The 16,885-nt window shown below is 70.6% G+C and carries 12 protein-coding genes and 2 pseudogenes; 7 read left to right on the top strand and 7 right to left on the bottom strand.

Going from position 1 to position 16,885, the window contains the following annotated elements:
• Positions 1 to 336: 336 nt before the first annotated feature.
• On the bottom strand, positions 337 to 1,230 hold the full coding sequence (locus GLX30_RS13380) for an SPFH domain-containing protein (RefSeq protein ID WP_159695016.1): 894 nt from the start codon (positions 1,228 to 1,230) through the stop codon (positions 337 to 339).
• A gap of 352 nt (positions 1,231 to 1,582) precedes the next feature.
• On the opposite strand from GLX30_RS13380, the gene GLX30_RS13375 reads away from it, so the two are divergent.
• Entirely contained in the window at positions 1,583 to 3,817 is a 2,235-nt protein-coding gene (locus GLX30_RS13375; protein ID WP_159687833.1) for a transglycosylase domain-containing protein, read from the top strand.
• Positions 3,818 to 3,883: 66 nt separating this feature from the next.
• Here GLX30_RS13375 and GLX30_RS13370 read toward each other — a convergent pair whose 3' ends face one another.
• The 3 genes from GLX30_RS13370 to GLX30_RS13360 form a co-directional block, all read right to left on the bottom strand.
• Positions 3,884 to 5,776, bottom strand: coding sequence for a SpoIIE family protein phosphatase (locus tag GLX30_RS13370; protein ID WP_159687830.1), 1,893 nt, complete (start codon positions 5,774 to 5,776; stop codon positions 3,884 to 3,886).
• Between the two features lie 337 nt (positions 5,777 to 6,113).
• Positions 6,114 to 6,842, bottom strand: coding sequence for a DUF402 domain-containing protein (locus tag GLX30_RS13365; protein ID WP_244258135.1), 729 nt, complete (start codon positions 6,840 to 6,842; stop codon positions 6,114 to 6,116).
• Between the two features lie 70 nt (positions 6,843 to 6,912).
• Positions 6,913 to 8,307: a class II fumarate hydratase gene (locus tag GLX30_RS13360; RefSeq protein ID WP_159687828.1), complete on the bottom strand. Its 1,395-nt coding sequence runs from the start codon at positions 8,305 to 8,307 to the stop codon at positions 6,913 to 6,915.
• A 106-nt stretch (positions 8,308 to 8,413) separates the two neighbouring features.
• Here GLX30_RS13360 and GLX30_RS13355 point away from each other — a divergent pair.
• Positions 8,414 to 9,933: pseudogene (locus GLX30_RS13355) on the top strand (ricin-type beta-trefoil lectin domain protein).
• A 28-nt stretch (positions 9,934 to 9,961) separates the two neighbouring features.
• Here GLX30_RS13355 and GLX30_RS13350 read toward each other — a convergent pair.
• Complete coding sequence (locus GLX30_RS13350; protein ID WP_159687825.1) at positions 9,962 to 10,249, bottom strand: GntR family transcriptional regulator; 288 nt, start codon at positions 10,247 to 10,249, stop codon at positions 9,962 to 9,964.
• A 161-nt stretch (positions 10,250 to 10,410) separates the two neighbouring features.
• Here GLX30_RS13350 and GLX30_RS13345 point away from each other — a divergent pair, with 161 nt between their 5' ends.
• From GLX30_RS13345 to GLX30_RS13325, 5 genes are all read left to right on the top strand, one after another.
• Complete coding sequence (locus GLX30_RS13345) at positions 10,411 to 10,761, top strand: hypothetical protein (RefSeq protein ID WP_159687822.1); 351 nt, start codon at positions 10,411 to 10,413, stop codon at positions 10,759 to 10,761.
• Positions 10,762 to 10,769: 8 nt separating this feature from the next.
• Complete coding sequence (locus GLX30_RS35210; RefSeq protein ID WP_244258134.1) at positions 10,770 to 10,997, top strand: hypothetical protein; 228 nt, start codon at positions 10,770 to 10,772, stop codon at positions 10,995 to 10,997.
• Between the two features lie 281 nt (positions 10,998 to 11,278).
• Positions 11,279 to 11,371 carry an LPXTG cell wall anchor domain-containing protein gene (locus tag GLX30_RS13335; protein WP_159687819.1) on the top strand — a complete coding sequence of 31 codons (93 nt, stop codon included), beginning with the start codon at positions 11,279 to 11,281 and terminating at the stop codon, positions 11,369 to 11,371.
• Positions 11,364 to 11,942 (top strand): RNA polymerase sigma factor, encoded by a 579-nt coding sequence (locus GLX30_RS13330; RefSeq protein WP_159687816.1) that lies wholly within the window; start codon positions 11,364 to 11,366, stop codon positions 11,940 to 11,942. The genes GLX30_RS13335 and GLX30_RS13330 overlap by 8 nt, the downstream gene beginning before the upstream one ends.
• Entirely contained in the window at positions 11,914 to 12,213 is a 300-nt protein-coding gene (locus GLX30_RS13325) for a hypothetical protein (RefSeq protein WP_159687813.1), read from the top strand. Before GLX30_RS13330 ends, GLX30_RS13325 begins: the two co-directional genes overlap by 29 nt.
• A gap of 143 nt (positions 12,214 to 12,356) precedes the next feature.
• On the opposite strand, the pseudogene GLX30_RS13320 reads toward GLX30_RS13325, so the two are convergent.
• A pseudogene (locus GLX30_RS13320) lies at positions 12,357 to 14,023 on the bottom strand (fumarate hydratase).
• 165 nt (positions 14,024 to 14,188) lie between these two features.
• Positions 14,189 to 16,858 (bottom strand): S8 family serine peptidase, encoded by a 2,670-nt coding sequence (locus GLX30_RS13315; protein WP_244258133.1) that lies wholly within the window; start codon positions 16,856 to 16,858, stop codon positions 14,189 to 14,191.
• Positions 16,859 to 16,885 lie beyond the last annotated feature (27 nt).

Below are 16,885 nucleotides of genomic sequence, written 5' to 3'. Positions count from 1 at the left end.
CCCCGAGCTCCGGCCCCGATCCTCCCGGGCTCCGGCCCCGGGGAAGAACCGGACGGGAGCGGGTACTCCCGCTCCCGTCCGCAGTCGCCCCGCCGCTACGGCGCTCCGCTCCCGGCGTCGCCCGGCGCCCCGGCTGCGCCTTGGGCGGCCGCCCGCGCCGGGCGATGGGGCCGGTGGAGGAGGGCAGTCGGCCGGCGTCCGCCAGCGCGCGTCGCAGCAGGAATTCGATCTGCGCGTTCGCGCTGCGCAGTTCGTCCCCGGCCCACCTGGCGAGTGCCTCGTACACCGCCGGGTCCAGCCGCAGGAGCACCTGCTTGCGTTCGGAGGGCGGCGGCGTCACTGGTAGAGCGTGCCCGTGTTGAGGACCGGCTGGGCCGCGCGGTCACCGCACAGCACCACCATCAGGTTGGAGACCATGGCCGCCTTGCGCTCGGAGTCCAGCTCCACGATGCCCTGCTCGGCGATCCGGGCGAGGGCCGCCTCGACCATACCGACCGCGCCGTCGACGATCTGGCGCCGGGCGGCCACGACCGCGCCGGCCTGCTGGCGCTGGAGCATGGCCGAGGCGATCTCGGGCGCGTAGGCGAGGTGGGTGAAGCGCGACTCGATGATGTGGACGCCGGCCGCCTCGACCCGTGCGTGCAGTTCCACGGCGAGCTTCTCCGTGATCTCCTCCGCGTTGCCGCGCAGCGACAGGCCCTCCTCGTCGTGGGCGTCGTACGGGTACTCGATGGCGATGTGGCGGACCGCGGCCTCGGTCTGGGTGGAGACGAACTCGAGGAAGTCGTCGACCTCGAACATGGCCTGCGCGGTGTCCTCGACCTTCCACACGACCACCGCGGCGAGCTCGATGGGGTTGCCGTACGCGTCGTTGACCTTCAGTACCGCCGTCTCGTGGTTGCGCACCCGGGTGGAGATCTTGGTCCGGGACGTGAGGGGGTTGACCCAGCGCAGTCCGTCCGTGCGGATCGTGCCCCGGTAGCGGCCGAAGAGCTGGACGACGCGGGCCTCACCCGGGGCGACCATGTTCAGTCCGCACATGGCGAGGAAGGCGGCGATGCCGATCACGATGCCGCCGGTGATCAGTACGGCCTTGGTGCCGGCCGAGTCGAACGCCGTGGCGACGACGACGAGCGCCGCACCTGCCGCAAGCCCGACGAGGCCGAGCAGCAGCGCCAAGCCGCCTCCGATGCTGTGTGCTGCGAACTCTCGCACCCGCGGCTGGGGCATCTCCGGAACTTCCGGTGCGTCGGGCGCGCTGTTCGCGACGCCGGAAACCGCGTCGTGGCGGGAGGTGGCAGGCATGGTCGTCCCCGTTTCCGCGCACGGCCGAGGCCGTCCGCCGGTCCGTCGTCGGTCTAGCAAACTGATATCACTTTACCGCATGTGGCAACCCTCGAGCCCTTTCATGAGTCGGTTCCTTGAGACGGGGTGCTCATTCTCACGTCCGGAAAAGGGGGGATCAGCTCCTCTTTGTCTGGGTGACCGGTGTTAGCTTTCTGAGCTGATTCCGGGCAGACACCGGTGACCAGAACGCCGGACGAGTGAGCCGGCAGGCCGACAGAGCGGGAGCGACGGAGCGATGGGTCGAGCGGAAGCGCGACAGGCCCGGCAGCGCGGTGCGCGCCGGGCGAGAAAAACCAGGCCCTCGGGCATACGCCGCTTCTTCACGTTCAAGAAGATGCTCGGCACGTTCCTCGGCCTGTGCCTGCTGGCGATGGGCGCGTTCTTCGTGGCTTACCTGCTCGTCCCGGTCCCCGAGGCCAACGCAGAGGCCAAGCTGCAGAGCAACGTCTACAAGTACAGCGACGGCAAGCTCCTGGCCCGGGAGGGCAAGGTCAATCGGGAGATCATCGGCCTGGACAAGATTCCCCAGGACGTTCAGTACGCCTTCGTCGCGGCCGAGAACAAGACCTTCTTCGAGGACTCGGGCGTCGACATCAAGGGCACACTCCGGGGTCTGAAGAACACCCTCACCGGAGAGGGTAAGCAGGGTGGCTCGACGATCACCCAGCAGTACGTCAAGAACTACTACCTGAACCAGGACCAGACGGTCAGCCGCAAGCTCAAGGAACTGGTGATCTCGCTCAAGGTGGACCGGAAGAGGGAGAAGAGCGAGATCCTCGCCGGTTACCTCAACACCAGCTACTTCGGCCGTGGCGCGTACGGCATCCAGGCGGCCGCGCAGGCGTACTACGGCGTCGACGCAGAGAAGCTGAACGTCGCCCAGGGCGCCTACCTCGCGGCTCTCGTCCAGGCCCCCAGCAGTTACGACTGGGCCGTCGCCTCCGACGAGACCAAGGAGACGGTCACCAACCGCTGGAACTACGTGCTCAACAACATGGTCGAGGAGAGCTGGCTCGACAAGAGCACCCGCGACGGCCTGAAGTTCCCCGCCCCGCAGGCCCCGAAGGCCCCGGCCGGTCTCAGCGGGCAGGCCGGCTACATCGTCGAGGCCGCCAAGCAGGAGCTGTCCCGCCAGGGCATCGACAAGGCCGACCTCGACGCCGGCGGCTGGACGATCACCCTCAACATCGACTCCAAGCGCCAGAAGGAGCTGGAGGGCGCGGTCAAGAAGCAGCTGGAGGACGAGCTCGACCGAAAGGGCGACAAGGTCGACGCCACCGTGCAGGCCGGTGCCACCTCCGTCGACCCGAAGACCGGCAAGGTCGTGGCCCTCTACGGCGGTGTGGACGCCACCGAGCACTGGATGTCGAACGCCACCCGCCGCGACTACCAGCCGGCCTCGACCTTCAAGCCGGTCGTGTTCGCCTCCGCCCTGGAGAACGAGTCCGAGACGCAGGACGGCGACCCGATCGGCCTCAACACGGTCTACGACGGCACCAGCAAGCGGCCGGTCGAGGGCAGCGACACCCCGTTCAACCCGCAGAACGACCTCGACAAGAGCTACGGCCCCGTCAGCGTCCAGACGTCGCTGAACAGGTCGATCAACTCCGCCTTCGCGCAGATGGCCGTCGACGTCGGTCTGGACAAGGTGAAGGAGACGGCGCTCGAACTGGGCATGCCGGACGTCAACTTCCCCGAGCGTCCCGCGATCTCGCTGGGCGTGATGGGCGCCTCCACCTGGGACATGGCAGGTGTCTACGCGACCCTCGACAACCACGGCAAGAAAGTCACCCCGACGATCGTCGGCAAGGCCGAGCACAAGGACCGCGAGTTCGAGGTCCAGGACCCGGTCGGCAGCCAGGTGATCAGCCGTGAGACGGCCGACACGGTCACCGCGGGCCTCACGGGCGTGGTGAAGAACGGCTCCGGCATCGCCGCGAAGTCGAGCTTCTACGAGGCGGCGGGCAAGACGGGCACCTCGGAGAAGAACCGGTCCGCCTGGTTCGCGGGCTACACCCCCGAACTCACCACGGTGGTGGCCTTGTTCGGCGAGTCGCCCAAGGACGGCGGCGGCCAGGTGTCCCTCACGGGCACCGCACAGGCCGGCCGCGCCAACGGCGGTGGCTTCCCCGCCAGGATCTGGGCCGACTACACGCTCGGCGCGCTGAACGGCGGCTCCGACGCCGAGTTCGACCTCGACGTGGCGGAGATCGCGAGCCCGGACCCGACCCCGACGGAGACGGAGACGGAGACCGAGGACCCGACCCCGACGCCCACGGAGACGGAGACCGAGACCGAGGACCCCACTCCGACGCCCACGGACACCGGTACGGCGGACCCGACGCCGACGGACGAGTTCCCGACGCCCACGACGACGATCACGCCGCCGACGGGGACGTTCACGCCCCCGGTGGAGCCGGGTGACGGCGATCCGGACAAGGACACCGACCGCCGTCCGCCCCAGCCCTGACGGGCCCAGGCACGACGAAGGCGCCCGCACCCCGAGGACCGGGGTGCGGGCGCCTTCGTATGCGTGTCAGGCCCGGGTGGGCAGCTCGAACCAGACGACCTTGCCGGTCGACAGCCGGGTCGCGCCCCAGCGCCTCGCGAGCCGGTTCACCAGGAACAGACCGCGTCCGCCCTCGTCCGTGTCGCGCGCCCGCCGCTGCCGGGGCAACTGCGGCGAGTCGTCGCCGACCTCGCAGCGCAGTACGTCGGTGCGCAGCAGCCGCAGTGTCACCGGCCGCTCCGCGTACCGCACGGCGTTGGTGACGACCTCGCTGACCAGCAGCTCCACCGAGTCGGACAGCTCTTCGAGGCCCCAGCGCGCCAGTGCGCGCCGGGCGAGGCGGCGGGCCCGGCCCGGCGCCGCGTCCTCCGGCTCGAGGAACCAGTACGCGACGTCGCTCGGCGCGATCCCGTCGAAGCGGGCCGCGAGCAGGGCGATGTCGTCGTCGCGGTCGCCGGGGCCCAGCATGTCGAGCACGTCGTCGCAGAGGGCCTCGAGCGGCGGCGAGTGGTCGGGTCCGGTGAGCTGCGCGGTGTCCGCGAGCCGCTCCCGCAGCTGCTCGATGCCCGTCCACACGTCACGCAGCCGGGACTCGACCAGCCCGTCGGTGTAGAGCAGCAGTGTCGCGCCGGCGGGGGCGTCCAGCTCCACGGCCTCGAAGTCGACCCCGCCGACGCCGATGGGGGCGCCGGGCGGCACGCGCAGCACCTCGGCCCGTCCGCCCAGGTGCAGCAGGATGGGCGGCGGGTGCCCGGCGTTGGCGATGGTGATCCGGTGCGAGACGGGGTCGTACACCGCGTAGAGGCAGGTGGCCATGCGGTCGGTGCCGAGGCGCTGGGCCTGCTCGTCCAGGTGGTGCAGGACCTCCTGGGGCGGCAGGTCGAGGCCGGCCAGGGTCTGCGCGGTCGTCCGCAGCTGGCCCATGATCGCGGCAGATGTCATCGAGTGGCCCATGACGTCACCGACGACCAGCGCCACGCGGCTGCCGGGCAGCGGGATTGCGTCGTACCAGTCGCCGCCCACGCGTGCGGTCTCCGCCGCGGGGAGATAGCGGGAGGCGAGCCGTACGCCGGTCGGCTGGGGCAGCGAGTCGGGCAGCATCGTGCGCTGGAGTTCGTCGGCGATGTACGCCTCGCGGCCGTACAGCACCGCCTTGTCGATGCCGAGCGCCGTGTGGGTCGCCAGCTGCGCGGCGACGAGGAGGTCGTTCGGTTCGAAGGCGGGCCGGTCGGGGCGGCGCAGGAAGACGGCGGCGCCGATCACCCGGCGGCGGCCGCGCAGCGGCGCGAGTATCGCGCGGTGGCCGGTCGGTACGGACCGTCCGTCGCCGAGCAGTTCGGGGAGCGCGGCGCGGGCCGCGGCCGAGTCGCCGAAGACGGGCCGTACGCCGCGCAGCACCTCGGAAAGGGCCCCTCCGGACCGGACCTCACAGAGCTCGGCGGCCGGTGTGGGCTCGCTGCCCGCGTCCAGCAGCGGCATGGCGCCGACGCCGCCCTGGTCCGTGTCGTCGGCGCTGGAGCGCAGCCTGTCGGTACGCCGGAGCCGCAGCACGAACGGGGACACCGGCCGTTCGTCGCCCACCGGCAGCGGGTCACGGAGATAGACCAGGATCGCGTCGGAGAACGTCGGCACGGTGGCCCGGCACAGACCGAGGACGATCTCGTCCAGGTCGATGCCGCGCGCGATCCGACGGGTGGCCGCTCCTACGAACCGCAGCCGGTCGCCCTCACGTCTCGCGGTCCCCGCGATGTCCTGGGCCTGCAGCGGCGCCGTGTGCACCTGCGGCTGCGGCTGGGGCTTGGGCGGCGGCCCGGCGGGCGCGGGTGATGCCCCGGCCGCCTGCGCCCGCGGCCGGGTGCGTTCCTGGGACCGGGCAGCCAGGGGCTGCCGGCCTTCGTGGGAGGTGGGATGCTCCGTCACGCGTGGGATTCCGTCCATCCGGGCCGGTGGTGCGCTGCAATCGCCTCGTGGGGCGGTATACCCGCTCTGGGGGTGACGTCGACAGGGTGGCGGGCTTCCGGCACAGCTCAACCCCCTGTGGTGAGTGACTCGTGCTGCCTCTTGCGAGACGCTCGGTGACTGGACGCTCTGTGACTGCTGAATGACTGAACGGTCGGATCCTGCGCTCCTGCTCCCTCGTACGGCGCAGCCTTGCGGACGACGATCCTACGTTTGCCCCCAGGGGGCGCATCAAGAGTCTCACGAGGTCGTATACGCCGGAGCGCGTTCCCGTCGGGAACCGGCCGGAGCGCCCGGATCAGGCCGCCTGCCGCGCCGGCAGCCGGTCCCAGTCGGCCGGAAGGGCCGGTACGTCCCAGGCGGGGTCGGGCCGCCAGCCCTCCCAGCCGTCGGAGAACGGCGCACTCCAGGCGCGGATCACCTCGACCGCCGCCCGGCCCGCATCCCGTACGCCCCTCGCCGTCCTGGCGTCCATCAGGCCGACGCGCTGCGCCTGTTCGAACTCGTCCTCGTCCCGCCACAGCCAACTGCGGTCGGGGTAGACGGAGATGTCGAGGTAGTGGTCCTCCGAGTCGACACCGCCCGACCAGCGGGTACGGGGTTCCTCGAGGTTGACGTACCAACTGCGGAACTGCCAGTCGTGCTCCCAGAACAGCCACACCGACCAGGGCAGGCCGGGCTGCGCCAGCTTGAGCACGCCGTTGCCGCTCCAGCGGGTGCGGGCGGTGGTGCGGGGCGCGGTGTAGCGGGTGGCGAGCGGCTCCTCGTGCACCGGGGTACCGTCCGCGATCACCGGCTTCACGCACTCGGTGCCGGGAGCCATCCAGACGGCGAGCAGCTCGTCGGTGTCCTGGACGACGGTCACGGGCCGGCAGATGTGGAAGGCGCGGCCGGCGTGACCCGGCACATGCCCGCGGTAGCGCCACAGGATGTGGTCGCCCGGCTCCCAGCGTGCGGCGCTCTCCGCGTCGGTCCTGTGCGGTTCCGTCCTGCCCGTTCCGTGTGCCGGGCCTCCCGTGCCTGTCATGAGCAGATCTTAGGAGTACGGAACGGGCCACGCTGCGAGGCGTGTCACGGGCCGTGTCACGGCCCGGGCGTCACGGGTGGGTCATACGCAGCACGTCAAGTGCCTCGTCCAGCTGTTCCACGGTCAGGTCTCCCCGCTCCACATAGCCGGATTCGAGCACCACCTCACGGATCGTCCGGCGTTCCGCGAGCGACTTCTTGGCGACCTTCGCCGCCTCCTCGTAGCCGATGTACTTGTTGAGCGGGGTGACGACCGAGGGGGAGGACTCGGCGTACTCGCGGGCCCGTTCCACATCGGCCGTGATGCCGTCGACGGTGCGGTCCGCCAGCAGGCGCGAGGCGTTGGCCAGAAGTCTGACCGATTCCAGCAGGTTCTTGGCGATGACCGGGAGCATGACGTTGAGCTCGAAGTTGCCGGCCGCGCCTGCGGCCGCGACGGTCGCGTCGTTGCCGGTGACCTGAGCGGCCACCATCAGAACCGCCTCGGGGATCACCGGGTTCACCTTGCCCGGCATGATCGAGGAGCCGGGCTGGAGATCGGGGAGAGCGATCTCCGCGAGGCCGGTGCGCGGCCCCGAAGCCATCCACCGCAGGTCGTTGCAGATCTTGGTGAGCGAGACCGCGACCGTGCGGAGCTGCCCCGAGGTCTCCACGAGACCGTCGCGGGCCCCCTGCGCCTCGAAGTGGTCGCGCGCCTCCGTCAGCGGCAGCCCGGTCGCGTGGGCCACCTCGGCGATGACGGCGGCGGAGAAGCCGGGCGGCGTGTTGATCCCGGTGCCCACGGCCGTGCCGCCCAGGGGCAGTTCCGCGAGACGGGGCAGCGAGGCCTTCAGCCGCTCGATCCCGTACCGGACCTGGGCCGCGTAGCCGCCGAACTCCTGGCCGAGGGTGACAGGCGTCGCGTCCATCAGATGCGTACGGCCGGCCTTGACGACCGCCGCGAACTCGGTGGCCTTCCGCTCCAGGGAGGAGGCGAGATGGTCCAGGGCGGGGATCAGGTCGCGCGTGACGGCCGCGGTCGCCGCGATGTGGATGGAGGACGGGAAGACGTCGTTGGACGACTGGGAGGCGTTCACATGGTCGTTGGGATGGACGTCGCGGCCGAGGCGCTCGGTGGCGAGGGTGGCCAGGACCTCGTTGGTGTTCATGTTGGAGGAGGTGCCGGAGCCGGTCTGGAAGACGTCGACCGGGAAGTGCTCGTCCCAGCGGCCCTCCGCGACCTCCGCGGCGGCGGCGGCGATCGCCTCCGCGACATCCTTGTCCAGCACGCCGAGTTGGGCGTTGACCTGGGCGGCGGCGGCCTTGATGCGGGCCAGTGCCTCGATGTGCGAACGCTCCAGACGCTGACCGGAGACGGGGAAGTTCTCCACGGCCCGCTGGGTCTGCGCCCGCCACTTGGCGTGGACGGGAACCCGCACCTCACCCATCGAATCGTGCTCGGTCCGGTACTCGCCGGTGTCGCTCATCGTGTCGTACCTCCTGAAAAAGTTGAGCACTTGTCTTGTTCTGCCTATTCCCAACTGCGCTACCCGCCAGTAAATACCCCGGGTAACAACAACCCGGGGAGGCGCAATGAAAGGCACCGTTCCCAGACTTCGACTCCGTCGCACCGTGGCGGCCGCCGCCGCGCTCGTCACCGTTCTGAGCGGCCTTGCCGTGGCCGCTCCCGCGGCGGCGGAGCCCGTCGGCTCCGCGACCGTACCCCTGCCGCCCGAACTCGAGGCCGTCCGGGCCGCCGAGGCGACCGCGCTCTACGGCAGCCCGGCGGAGCGTCCGCCGGCCGAACGCAGGACCGCGCTCATCTCGCTCGGCGACAGCGAGATCTCCGGCGAGGGCACCGGCACCTACGAGCCCGGCACGAACGGGCCCGACAACTGGTGCCACCGCTCGCCGGACGCCGCCATCCATCGCACCGGCATCCCCGCCGACGTCACGTACAACGTGTCCTGCTCCGGTGCGTCCACTCCCAACATCCGCATCGGCGGCAGCAAGCAGCACGCCGACGAACTGGTCCAGAGTGACAACCTCGCCGTCAAGGCCCGCAACACCCGCATCAAGATGGTGTTACTCGTCGCAGGCGCCAACGACGACCTCCAGTTCGGTCCCGTCATGACGGACTGCGTCACCCGCTACATCCTGATTCAAGGGCCCTGCGAGCCCAAATACGCCCCCGGCTGGCAGGCCCGCGTCGACGGTCTTGTCCCCAAGGTCGAGCAGACCGTGCGCGACCTGCGCACCGTGATGCGCGACGCCGGATACCAGGACGGCGACTACAAGCTGGTCGTCATGGGCTACCCGAGCCCGATCGGCCCCGACTTCCGCGACAACCCGGACTTCCCGGGCAAACTGATCTGCGGCGGGATGGGCTACGACTCCGACACCGTGTGGGGCCGCAACACCGCCGTCCCCGCCTTCGAACGCGGCATGCGCCGGGCCGCACGCGACACCGGGGCCGTGTACCTGGACAACTCCCGCCTCTTCCACGGCCACGAGGTCTGCCACCAGGACGCCTGGGCCCGCGGCCTGTACATCGACCTCGGGCACTTCCCCCGGACGCCAACTCCGTACGGCAGTCCTTCCACCCCAACATCCGCGGCCACGCCGCCTTCGCGTCCTGCCTGACCCAGCTCTACAACTCCGGGCTGCGCGAGGCGAGCTGCGCGGACGTGAACTCCACGGGGAAGCCGGCCCTGGTCCCGTACGCCTGGGACGACGCCTTCAAGCCGCTGCGGAACGAGGCGACCGGCGACTGCCTGGACGTCCACGGCGCCCGGAGCGCCAACGGCACCGGCGTGGTCGGCTGGGACTGTCACGGCGGGCGCAACCAGGGCTGGTGGCACGACCCGGCCCGCGCCACCGTCCACACGGAGCTGTCCCAGGACCGCTGCCTGGACGTGCCCGCCGCGGACCACCGGCCCGGCACCGCACTGACCGTCTGGGACTGCCACGGCGGCCTCAACCAGAAGTTCGTCCGTGACGGAGCCACGATCCGCCCGGCATCCGCGACGGGGGTCTGCCTGACCCACGGCGCGGCGAACGAGCCGGTCCGGCTCCGGACCTGCGACGGCTCAGCGAACCAGCGCTTCGCCTGATCACGGGAGAACGGCGCCGCGGACGACGCTACGCGTCGGACGCGGTGCCGTCCTTTCCGGCGTCAGGGCTGACGAAGGAGCCCTTGCCTCGCACTGTGACGACGAGCCCACGCTCACGGAGTTCCTGCGTCGCACGACGGGCGGTGAGGCGAGCGACGCCGTACTCCTCCGCCAGGCGGTTCTCGGACGGGATGGGGCGGTCGGGTGCCAGCGCGCCCGAGGCGATTTGCTGGGCGATCGCATTGGCCAGCTGAACGTAGAGAGGCGTGGCGCTTCTCGGATCCAAGGGTGTGCCCGAGGCGGAAGTATCGCTCATATGTCCAACGTAGAGCGCTGCTCATCTCCACGTATGGGTGGATCCCTCTGTACTTGTATGCAGAGGACTACATGGCGGAGTAACTTCTTGGCACGCGAAGACCCCGGCGACCGTGCGACCGGTCCCGGGGCATGGCCACCAACTTCAAGGGAGTTGATGACGTGCGGAACCCTATCGCGCACGCGCTGGGCCGGGTCCTGATCCCCGCCCTTCTCCGCCTGCTGACACTGACGCTGCCGCCCACCGGCAGGCACCGGGAGGCACCGGCGGCGTGCACCCCCCGGCTCGACCGGCCGGCGTTCCGGCCGCCTCGCGTCTTCGTCCGGCGGTCCCCGTACGCCCGCGAGCAGCACACGATCCTCGACGGCGCCCGGTCGCCGCTCGCCCGCCCGTACGTCGCGGCCTCCTCCTGCCCGGCCGCGCAGCGCAGGCGGCGGCGGGCGTTGTGGCCGGCCACCGTCGGCGTGGACATCGGCCACCGGAACATCCACGCCGTCGGCGGTGCGTGGTGAGCCGGGGTGTGACCGGCCGCTGCGGGGCGCGGCGGTCGGTGTTCGCCGTCGCGGCCGTGGTGCGGCCGGTGTGCGGCGGGTCGGTCTGCGTCCTGGCCGCCGGGCACGACGGTCCGCATCACGACCGGGCGGGGGACGCCTGGTGGGTGACCCCGGAGGTCGCCGACGCCGTCAGTGTCTCCCTGCTCGCCCACGCTCTGGCGAGCGCGTTCGGGCGGCCGGAGGAAGAGGGGTGACCGGCGATACGGGGCCCGAGCCCGCGTTCCGTTCGCCGCGCTGCATCGTCGGCCGTCACGACCGCTGCCGCGATCATGTGCCCTGTCCCAGCGGCGTACCCGGGGTGCGGCACCTGGTGTGCGACTGCGACTGTCACACGCCGGCCCCGGTCCCGCCCGAGAACCGTCCCTGACCGCGCACCGGCACGATCAACTTTTCCGGGCGCAGGCCGAATCCTTTCGACGGACCCGTGACTCCTATATGTGCCGACAGACGTCGGGACATGGATCAGGAGGCTTTCATGATCGTAGGTATCGCACTCGCCGCCGGAGCCGTGCTGCTCTGCACGTGCAGCTACTTCGTGCTGCGCAAGCGAAAGCAAGCCCGTGGCTGACTCGTCCTGGCCCGGTGAACGTCTGGTCGTCGCCGCCCAGCGCGGCGACGTCGACGCGATCACCGCCCTCGTGTCGGGTTCGCACCCGAACGTGCAGCGATTCGCCCGCTCGCTCTGCGCCACTCCTGAAGATGCCGAGGACGCGGCACAGGAGGCCCTGATCATCCTCTATCGCAAGATCGGGATGCTCAGGGCGTCCGGCGCGCTGGCGTCATGGATGTTTCGCATCGTCCGCAACGAGTGCCTGCGGCGCGCGCGGACGATGCGGACCCGGGCGCCCCTGCCGGAGGCCACCGTGCGCTCGGCCGAGGACGTGGCTCTGCAGCGCATCGAGGCGGGCAGGGTGGCGGCCGCCGTCGCCGCTCTTCCGGCAGAACAGCGACGCGTGCTGATCATGCGGGACATCCAGGGTTACAGCGGACGCACGGCCGCCGAGGCGCTCGGCCTCAGTACCGCAGCGATGAAATCCCGTCTGCATCGCGCCCGCAGTGCGGTGCAGCAGTCCCTCCGTGCCACATCCGAACCTGCGCCTGGAGAAACCCATGACGACGACCAAGGCCGACGGCCCTGACTTCGCCAGTTCGTCCCTGCCCCGCCACGTCGTCCGGGGCGTGATCGGCTTCGGCGGCCTGATCGGCTCGGTGGCGCTCGTCCCGACCGTCGGCCCGGTCGGCCTGCTGCTCCTGCCGGTGGGCCTCCTGGCACTGCGCGGCTGTCCGATGTGCTGGACGCTCGGCCTGATGCAGACCGTCTCGCGTGGCCGTCTGCAGCGCACCTGCGAGGACGGCGCGTGCAGGCTGACCGCCGCGGACCGGGACCACGAGGAGCGCCCGAGCGCCTGACAAGCAGAGAGCGACGTGACGGCTGGACCTTGCCGCGTTCCCGTTCGGCGCCTCCCTGGCGGGCACCCGTGCGGAATGCGGCTGCCCCGACGGCTCGGCCCCTCCCGCTGCCTGCGGGAGGGGCCGAGCCGTCGTTCGCGGGGCTACGCCAGGCCCGGGCCGCGGACCGGGATGGACGTGAACGTCGGCGCGGGCGCCGGGTCCTGGAAGAAGTCGTTGCCCTTGTCGTCGACGACGATGAACGCAGGGAAGTCCTCGACCTCGATCTTCCAGACCGCCTCCATGCCGAGCTCCTCGTACTCGACGACCTCGACCTTCTTGATGCAGTCCTGCGCGAGCCGCGCCGCCGGGCCGCCGATCGAGCCGAGGTAGAAGCCGCCGTGCGTGCCGCACGCGTCCGTGACCTGCTGGGAGCGGTTGCCCTTGGCCAGCATGATCTTGGAGCCGCCGGCGGCCTGGAACTGCTCGACGTAGGAGTCCATCCGGCCGGCCGTCGTCGGTCCGAAGGAGCCGGAGGCGTAACCCTCGGGGTCTTCGCGGGACCGGCGTAGTAGACCGGGTGGTCCTTCAGGTACTGCGGCATCTCCTCACCCGCGTCGAGGCGCTCCTTGATCTTCGCGTGCGCGATGTCGCGGGCGACGACCAGCGGGCCGGTCAGCGAGAGCCGGGTCTTGACGGGGTACTTGGAGAGCTCGGCGAGCATCTCGTCCATCGGCCGGTTGAGGTCGATCCTGACGACGTCTCCGGCCTCGTCCAGGTGCTCGTCCGTCGTGTCCGGCAGGAACCGCGCCGGGTCGGTCTCCAGCTGCTCCAGGAAGACGCCCTCGGCCGTGATCTTGGCGACGGCCTGGCGGTCGGCGGAGCAGGAGACGGCGATGGCGACGGGCAGCGAGGCGCCGTGGCGCGGCAGGCGGACCACGCGCACGTCGTGGCAGAAGTACTTGCCGCCGAACTGCGCGCCGATGCCGATCTTCTGGGTGAGCTCGAAGACCTTCTTCTCCAGCTCCTCGTCACGGAAGCCGTGACCGAGCTCCGACCCTTCGGACGGCAGCTCGTCCAGGTAGTGCGCGGACGCGTACTTCGCGGTCTTCAGCGCGAACTCGGCGCTGGTGCCGCCGACGACGATCGCCAGGTGGTACGGCGGGCAGGCAGCCGTGCCGAGCGAGCGGATCTTCTCCTCCAGGAACTTCATCATGGAGGCCTCGTTGAGGACCGCCTTGGTCTCCTGGTAGAGGAAGGACTTGTTGGCGCTGCCGCCGCCCTTGGCCATGAAGAGGAACTTGTAGGCGCCGCCGTCGGTCGCGTACAGCTCGATCTGCGCCGGGAGGTTGGAGCCGGTGTTCTTCTCCTCCCACATGGTGATCGGGGCCATCTGCGAGTACCGGAGGTTGAGCTCGGTGTACGCGTCGTAGATGCCGCGCGACAGGGCTTCCTCGTCGCCGCCCTCGGTGAGCACGTTCTGGCCGCGCTTGCCCATGACGATCGCGGTGCCGGTGTCCTGGCACATCGGGAGCACGCCGGCGGCGGCGATGTTCGCGTTCTTCAGCAGGTCGAGCGCGACGAACTTGTCGTTCGACGACGCCTCCGGGTCGTCGATGATCCGCCGCAGCTGCGCGAGGTGGGCCGGGCGCAGGAAGTGCTGGATGTCGTGGATCGCCTCGGAGGCCAGCTTGCGCAGGGCCTCCGGCTCGACCTTGAGAAACGTACGGCCGTCGGCCTCGAAGGTGGAGACGCCCTCGGCCGTCACCAGGCGGTACGGCGTGGTGTCCTCGCCGAGCGGCAGCAGATCCGTATACGCGAACTCCGGCATTTCGCCCATTCCTCACTTCGCAGACAGCAGCGTGCCTTCGTTGGCAGCGCCATCCAATGTAAGACGCCCGCGCGGACCCGATCCTGTGAGGTAAGGCTCACTGGCCGGGATCATGGCCGGACCGGGACCGCGCGGGCGGTGGAAGCGGTGGTGCCGCGTGGGGCGCTACTCGGTGACGGTCACCGTCAGTCGGTACGGGTTGTGGAGGAGCGGGGTCGTGCGCCGGGACTCCACGACCAGCTCCCAGACGCCCGCTGCCGGGGCCTTGTAGGTGCGGGCGGACGGGTCACAACCGTTTCCGTCCAGGTACCCGGAGTAGCAGGACAGGGAGCCGGGCGCGGCGGACTCGCCGCTGACGCCGGTCGGCCGGAACGCCCACCAGCGCGTGTGGCTGCCGTCGGCGAGGCCGTCAAGCTTCACGTCCAGCGCCGTGGTCCCTTCCGGCACGGCGACGATGTAGTGGACCGTGCCGTTGCGCTCGGCGACGCCGGTCACCTCGTACGTGCCGCCCTCGGCCAGCGGCGTCGCCGCCTCGACGGCCAGCATCGCGGACTGCTCGATCGCCCTGGTCGCCGGGTTGTCGATCCGCAGGAGTGCGCTGTGCACGCCCTGGGAGGCCGGCTTCGCGACGACCTTCACGACGGTCGGTGCGTTAAGGCCCAGCTTGACCGTACGGGGCGCCGAGAAGGTCCCGTCGTTGCCCGTCAGCGTCAGGAGATAGGGCACCGCCCGGTCCGGGCCCGACGTGCGCGTCACGGTCACGTCGTACGTACGCGACTCGCCGATGCCCTGGCCCCCGCTGCTCGGAGCGCAGCTGTTGAACACACCGCTGCCGGTGTGGGGCGTGACCAGATTGCCGGAGAGCGGAGTGCACACGGGTGCGACGACGCTCACCGCCTCGACCGCGGTGTCCTCACCGGAGAGGTACTTCCACGCGCCCGGGACGTCCAGGCCGCCGCGGCCCTGAGCGACGGCGGGAACCTCGTCGTTGTATCGGGCCGACGAGTAGAGAGCGCTGCGGAGCTCGGCCGGAGTGGCGCTGACGTCGCGCTGCCTCGCGGCCGACAGCAGCAGGGCCGCAGCCCCGGTGGCCTGCGGCGACGCCATCGAGGTGCCGTTCATCATCGAGTAGCCGACGGGCAGCGTGTACCCGGTCTCGGTGACGGACGCGTTGGGCAGCCAGTCCGGGACGGTGGACACGGCCGCGCCGGGCGCGGTCAGGTCGGGCTTGAAGCCGCCGTCCTCACGCGGTCCGCGCGACGAGAAGGGGAAGATGCCCCGTTCGTTCTGTACCTGCGATCCGTAGTTCGCCCACCACGTCGCCCGGGAGACGGAAGCACCGACGCTGACGACCTTGTCGGCGGCCGTCGGGTCGCCGACCGTGTTCACGCCGGCACCCGAGTTGCCGGCGGAGATGAAGAGCTGGACCCCGGACTCGTCGATCAGCCGGTTGTAGACGAGGGCACGGGCACTCTGCCCGTCGTTGAACTCGGGCGAGGCGCCGATGGACATGTTGATCACGTCGACGCCGTGCTTCGTGGCGAGATCGATCATGCCGTCGGTCAGCGCGGCACTGGAGCACCCGAAGGAGTGGCAGGCACGCATCGAGACCAACCGGGCCCCGGGCGCCTGGCCGTCCATCCGGCCGCCGAACATGCCGTTGGCCGCCGTGATGCCCGCGACATGAGTGCCGTGCGCCTCCGTGATGACGTTCACGTTGACGCTGATGGCGCCGGGGAAGAAGTCGTTCCTTACCTGGACGGTGAACGGTATCCGCTCGTTGACCGGCGTGTTCGGGTCGTCGGTCCCGAAGTGGGCGACCTGCTGCTCGTCCCGGTACGGGCGCAGCAGTTCCTCGTCGGTGAAGTCGTGGTCGAGGTCGGTGTCCACCCACACCGCGGAGTCCGACTCCCGGACCAGCGTCGGTACGACGGCGGGTCCCTGGGGCAGCTGGATCGGACGCAGGCCGATGCGCAGGTCGGCCGAGTCCGGCGCCTTCCACGTCTCGCCGCGGACCTGGTCGGTGAAGACCGGCCCGGACACCTTGGCCGTCGCCGACATGTTCTGCCAGGTCGCGTCGAAGAGCAGGTCGATGAAGTTGCGCGGGTCGGTCCCGGCGACCGTGTCGACGAGTTTGCGCTCCCCGGTGGTGGTGGTCTCGAGCGCCGGATGGGTCGGATCGACTCCGGTGTCCATGACGCCGATCGTGACGCCGCGGCCGTCGTAGAAGGGGTTGCGCTCCTTGAAATCCACCGACCCGGTCTCCCGGGTGGGCATGTAGGCGTTGCTGTCGGAGGTCTTCGCGGAGGGCGCCTCCGGCCCCTGCCCGCCGGCGGCGGCCACGGCGTTCGCCCCGTCCGGGCGGACCTCGTCGATCCTCAGCAGCTCGTCCACGTCGACGGCGACGACGTCCTCGATCGCGGCGACCCGGTCCACCATGCCGAACGGCACGTTGGCCTTGATGTAGCCGACGGCCGACTCGGTACGGGCGCTCTCGATCCCGAGGGCCGCGAGCGCTCGCTCCGCCTCCGCGGTCCGGCCGTCCCGGACGGCGATCAGCAGCGTCGCGAAGTCCGGGACCGCCCGGTCGGCGTTCTTCAGGGGGGTGCGGGCGAGGTGCTGCTTGCGGTAGGTGGCGAGGAGCGCGCGGTCGTGGCTGCCGAGCTTGTCGGCGGACGGCGTCGCGGCGGCGGACACGTCGGGCCCGGCGGCAGGGGTCGCCTGCGCGGGCAGAGCGGTCAGGGCGAGGCTCCCGGCGGCGAGTATCACCGTCGCGATCGCGACGGCGCTGCGCCCGGCTCTGTGGTCTGTGGCGGTGGAGCGGGGACGGGACATAATCATCCTTCAGCACTCGAGGGCTGC

The sequence above is a fragment of the Streptomyces sp. Tu 2975 genome (assembly GCF_009832925.1).
In the GTDB taxonomy this organism is placed as follows: Bacteria; Actinomycetota; Actinomycetes; order Streptomycetales; family Streptomycetaceae; genus Streptomyces.
Note: the sequence above shows the minus strand (reverse complement) of the source record. Positions and strands in the feature narration are given on the sequence as shown.

Coding starts and splice junctions, on each gene's coding strand:
- GLX30_RS13380 (WP_159695016.1), bottom strand. CDS start 1,230: ATGCCCCAGCCGCGGGTGCGAGAGTTCGCAGCACACAGCATCGGAGGC.
- GLX30_RS13375 (WP_159687833.1), top strand. CDS start 1,583: ATGGGTCGAGCGGAAGCGCGACAGGCCCGGCAGCGCGGTGCGCGCCGG.
- GLX30_RS13365 (WP_244258135.1), bottom strand. CDS start 6,842: ATGACAGGCACGGGAGGCCCGGCACACGGAACGGGCAGGACGGAACCG.
- GLX30_RS13360 (WP_159687828.1), bottom strand. CDS start 8,307: ATGAGCGACACCGGCGAGTACCGGACCGAGCACGATTCGATGGGTGAG.
- GLX30_RS13350 (WP_159687825.1), bottom strand. CDS start 10,249: ATGAGCGATACTTCCGCCTCGGGCACACCCTTGGATCCGAGAAGCGCC.
- GLX30_RS13335 (WP_159687819.1), top strand. CDS start 11,279: ATGATCGTAGGTATCGCACTCGCCGCCGGAGCCGTGCTGCTCTGCACG.
- GLX30_RS13325 (WP_159687813.1), top strand. CDS start 11,914: ATGACGACGACCAAGGCCGACGGCCCTGACTTCGCCAGTTCGTCCCTG.
- GLX30_RS13315 (WP_244258133.1), bottom strand. CDS start 16,858: ATGTCCCGTCCCCGCTCCACCGCCACAGACCACAGAGCCGGGCGCAGC.